We start from the raw sequence: 4321 nt of genomic DNA on the forward strand, positions 1-4321 counted from the left end.
GCCGGACGTGACGAAGCGCACGAAGACGCGGGGCGAGTAGCGGCTCCAGGGGGTCTCGCCCTTGCTCGAGGGGGTGATGGGGGGCATGAACGGCACCAGTGCGCGGGCGAGGTCTTCGAACGTCGGTGGGGGAGACAGCATCTCGCGTCGCAGCTCCTGCAGGGCAAGGACGGCCTGTCCTGCAGCTCCGCAGCGGCCAAGCGCGCTCCCGAACGAGGGCATTCCGGGAACGCCCGACGCGATCTGATCGAACTGTCGCTGCATCTTCTCGAAGGTATCGCCCGTGAGCCGTGGGCGCAGGTCCGGTATCACCTGATCGACGATGGCGCGCTGCGGCGGTTGCATGTCGCTGTACCCGAGACCGGCCTGGATGTTCCACGACAGCACCTGCACCGCGTGGTGGTCGAGGCGAAACGCGGGCAGCCGGGCATTCAGGGTGCAAAAGATGTCGGCCGCGCTGCCCTTGAGGGGGGCCACGAGATAGCGATGTCCGCTTGGGCTTCCGGCGTGGGCCTTCATGCAGAAGACGTCGACCGGGAAGGCGTAGTCGCCCGCCGCAAGGCGCACGGTGCCGTCTTGCGATGCGGCCAGGAGGCCGGCGAGGTTGGGGATCGTCGATCCTGGCGAGAACGTCGTTCCGGGCAGCGGGCACGTCGGGTAGGCGTCGTCTGGCGAGACATCGATGGGCATCTGCCCGCGCAGCGATCTGCCGAACTCAGACAGGGCGGCTCGGATGGCCATGTCGCCCACCGCGTTGAGCGGGCCAGGCAGGCCGAAGCTCGGGATGCCGAAGCCGGCGACGCGGTCTCCCCGCTGTGCGTCAGCCGGAGAGGCATTCAGCCACGCCATCGCAGCGAGCGCAACGCCGCAGAGCGCAAGGGTCAGGGTTCGCGCCGGCGTTCGCGCCGTCCGTTTCGTTCGCAGGGCGCACCGCACAATGGCCGAACCGATGATCTTCAGGAGCAGTTCAATGCGCATGCGTTCTTGGTCTGCCCTTCAAGCCGGCGGGGCGGCGTGGGTTTCATGGTCGGTCGAATACCGTTCCGAAGAGCATAGCACACCCTGCCTGCTGCCGTAAGGGTGCGCTGCGCGTGCGAGATGCCACGGGCCCATCACAGTTAACAATTCGTCAATCGGTCGCGCCCCGCGGCATGGTACAATCTCGACTTGCGCCCCCCACGCACAGGGCGCCGGAACGCGTCAAGAAGGAGCACAGCGGTGAGCCAGTTCACGTCGGAAGATCGGTCTGAGGGCAGCATTCCCCTGCGCGCTGCATCTCTCGAAGCCCCGCGCATCGCTGAGTCGCGCGACGACTCGTCGAGCGCAGACAGTGTCAAGCAGCTGGGCCTGGTGGCTGCCATTGCGAGCCTGGGCTACGTGTTCTGGGTCGTGGGCGCCATGGAGATGGTCGAGCGCCTGGCCTACTATGGCGTGAAGGCGGTAGCCACCCAGTACGCGAAGGCCCCCGCCAGCGAGGGCGGTCTGGGGGTCTCGATGAGCACCTTCGGCGTGCTGCTGTCGTGGTGGGCGCTGACGCAGTCCATCGTGCCCGTGTTCACCGGCGGCCTCTCTGACCGCTACGGCTACAAGCAGACCATCTTCGTCTCGACCTGCATCAAGATCTGCGGCTATCTCACCATGGCCTTCCTGCCCACCTACGAAGGCTTCTTCATGGGGGCCATCCTCCTGGCGCTCGGCACGGCGGTGTTCAAGCCGGGCATCCAGGGGACGCTGGTGAACGCCACCAACCGGGAGAACAGCTCCATGGCCTGGGGCATCTTCTACCAGACGGTGAACATCGGTGGGTTCCTCGGGCCCCTGGTTGCCGGTCTGATGCGAAAGATGGCGTGGCGCAACGTGTTCTTCGCCTGCGCGGCCATCATCTGCCTGAACTTCCTGTTGCTGCTCACGTACCGTGAGCCCGGTCTCGAGAAGCGCCTCGAGCGACAGGCGCGCGAGAAGGAAGAGGGGACGCAGGGTCCCAACCTGCTGGTCGATTCGCTGCTCGAGATCCTCCAGCCGAAGGTCTTCGTCTATCTCGGCATCTTCAGCGGGTTCTGGTTCATGTTCAACGCGCTCTTCGACGTTCTGCCAGCCTACATCGAGGACTGGGTCGACACCCACGACATCGTCACCACCCTGTTCGGAAGCGGTGGCGCCACGAATCCGGTGGTCAAGTTCTTCGTCGTGATGAGCAATGACGGTCGCCACATCATGCCGGAGGGCATGCTCAACCTCAACGCCGGGCTCATCATGACCACGTGCTTTCTCTTCGCCTACATCAGCGGCAAGATGCGGGCCACGACGTCGATGGTGGTGGGCACGCTTCTGGCCAGCGCGGCCATGTTCATGTCCGGCTACTCGACGCTGGGCTGGGTGTCGGTGGGGGCCATCGCCGTCTTCAGTGTGGGCGAGATGCTCTCGAGTCCCAAGTTCTCCGAGTTCATCGGCAACTTCGCGCCCGAGGGGAAGAAGGCCATGTATCTCGGGTTCTCGCAGATCTCCCTGGCTGTGGGGTGGACCCTCGAGGGCAAGTACGGCACGAGCCTCTACGATCAGTATTCGTCGAAGGACCTGTTCTCTCGCGACCAGCTGGTGGCCATGGGCTTCCCGACGCAAGACGTGGCACTGATCCCTTCCGGGCAGGCGTTCAACTACCTGGTCAAGGTCACCGGTCAGACGCCGGAGATGCTGACCCAGGGCTTGCGCGATCTGCACGCGCCCGGCACGGTGTGGTACATCATGGGCGGGGTGGGCATCGTCGCCGCGTTCGGGATCTTCTGCTACGGGGTCTGGATCGGGAGCAGAGAGGCGCAACGGTCGCAGTGATGCAGCACCAGGCCGCTGGGGGCTGTCGACGTCACGCGCTGTACATGGTGCGCTACAGGAAAGCCCACAAGGCCGGCGAACCTCGGCCCGCATGAGTGATCAGATGGCCGTCGCCCTCCAGCGCATGCTCACGTCCATCGTGTCGCTGGGGCTGTTCAGCATCTGCGCCTTGACCTACGGTCTGTTCGTGATGCATCAGCCGCTAGGAGAGCAGGCGGCGCAGGAGAGTCGCGCCCGTTCCCTCATGCTGACGGGGGCGTGCACCCTGGCGGCCTTCATCTCGCATCTCGCCCTCGACCTCATCGGTGAGGGTGTGAACGTCTGCCGTGGATACCGGTTGCAAGCACCCGAGGCGCTGGGGCGACTGGTCGACGCGACTGCGACGGCGCCGCCCGCGCTCGCGTGGGGCGTGATCGGGGCCGTGGTGCTCGTTACGCTTGCCATCTCACTCGTACCGGATGACGCCCGTCGGGCTCGTCTCAACAAGCTCACGGCCGGGGTCCTGTTCGTGTCTGGGGCATGGCTGCTCTTCCTCGCCATCGGGCTGCACGGGCTTCGCAGCGCGCTGATTGCCGCGGGCTCTCCCCTGTGAGGCGGTCGACGTGCGCGGGCTGACCATCAGCGACGGGTCGGTTCGCCTGGCCACTGACCTCCCGATGCCCGTTGCAGGGCCGGGTGAGGCGCTCGTGCGGGTGCTCCGCGCGGGGGTGTGCAACACCGATCTCGAGCTCGCTCGGGGATACATGCAGTTTCACGGCGTGCCGGGGCACGAGTTCGTGGGGCGCGTGGAGGTCTGTGACGATGCGTCCTGGGTTGGCGCACGGGTGGTGGGGGAGATCAACTGCGGGTGCGGCGCCTGTCCGGATTGTCGCGCCGGCGATTCCCGCCACTGTCCTGATCGCACGGTTCTCGGCATTCTCGGTCGCGCGGGCACGTTTGCCGACTATGTAGCCATGCCCATCGAGAACCTCCACCGCGTGCCCGATTCGGTGAGCACGCCCCGCGCCGCCTTCACCGAGCCGCTTGCGGCCGCCTTTGCCATCACCGAGCGGCTGCACGTGCGCCCCACCGATCGCGTGACCGTGCTCGGCGATGGCAAGCTCGGCCTGCTGGTCGCCCAGGTGCTGCAGGGCACGGCCTGTGCGCTCGAGCTGGTGGGCAGGCATGAATCGAAGCTCGACATCGCCGCGCGTCGCGGTATCGCCACCTGCCGGCTCGACGGCTTCACCGCGCGCCTGCGCGAGGGCGGACGTCAGGCGCAGCGCGACATCGTGGTCGACTGCAGCGGCAGCGTGGGCGGGTTTGCGCTCGCGCGCACGGCGGTGCGTCCGCGTGGGACGCTCGTGCTCAAGACCACCTGCGCGGACAGCGTGAGCCTCGATCTCGCGCCGCTTGTCATCGACGAGATCAACGTGTTCGGCTCGCGTTGTGGTCCCTTCGAACCTGCGCTGCGGGCTCTCGCCTCCGGGGCGATCGATGTCGACGCCCTGCA

General features: G+C 66.5%; 4 protein-coding genes. 3 read left to right on the forward strand and 1 reads right to left on the reverse strand.

The window, feature by feature from the left end; genetic code table 11:
- The coding region (locus EB084_20605; GenBank protein NDD30668.1) for a hypothetical protein at nt 1-978 on the reverse strand (978 nt) is incomplete at its 3' end.
- A gap of 420 nt (nt 979-1398) precedes the next feature.
- Between EB084_20605 and EB084_20610 the strand changes: the two genes are divergently transcribed.
- From EB084_20610 to EB084_20620, 3 genes are all read left to right on the forward strand, one after another.
- Nucleotides 1399-2829: an MFS transporter gene (locus EB084_20610; protein NDD30669.1), complete on the forward strand. Its 1431-nt coding sequence runs from the start codon at nt 1399-1401 to the stop codon at nt 2827-2829.
- A gap of 91 nt (nt 2830-2920) precedes the next feature.
- Nucleotides 2921-3421, forward strand: coding sequence for a hypothetical protein (locus EB084_20615; protein NDD30670.1), 501 nt, complete (start codon nt 2921-2923; stop codon nt 3419-3421).
- Between the two features lie 10 nt (nt 3422-3431).
- Nucleotides 3432-4321, forward strand: an 890-nt coding sequence (locus EB084_20620; GenBank protein NDD30671.1) for an alcohol dehydrogenase, incomplete at its 3' end; no start/stop codon positions are given.

Source organism: Pseudomonadota bacterium, from assembly GCA_010028905.1.
GTDB lineage: Bacteria > Vulcanimicrobiota > Xenobia > RGZZ01 > RGZZ01 > RGZZ01.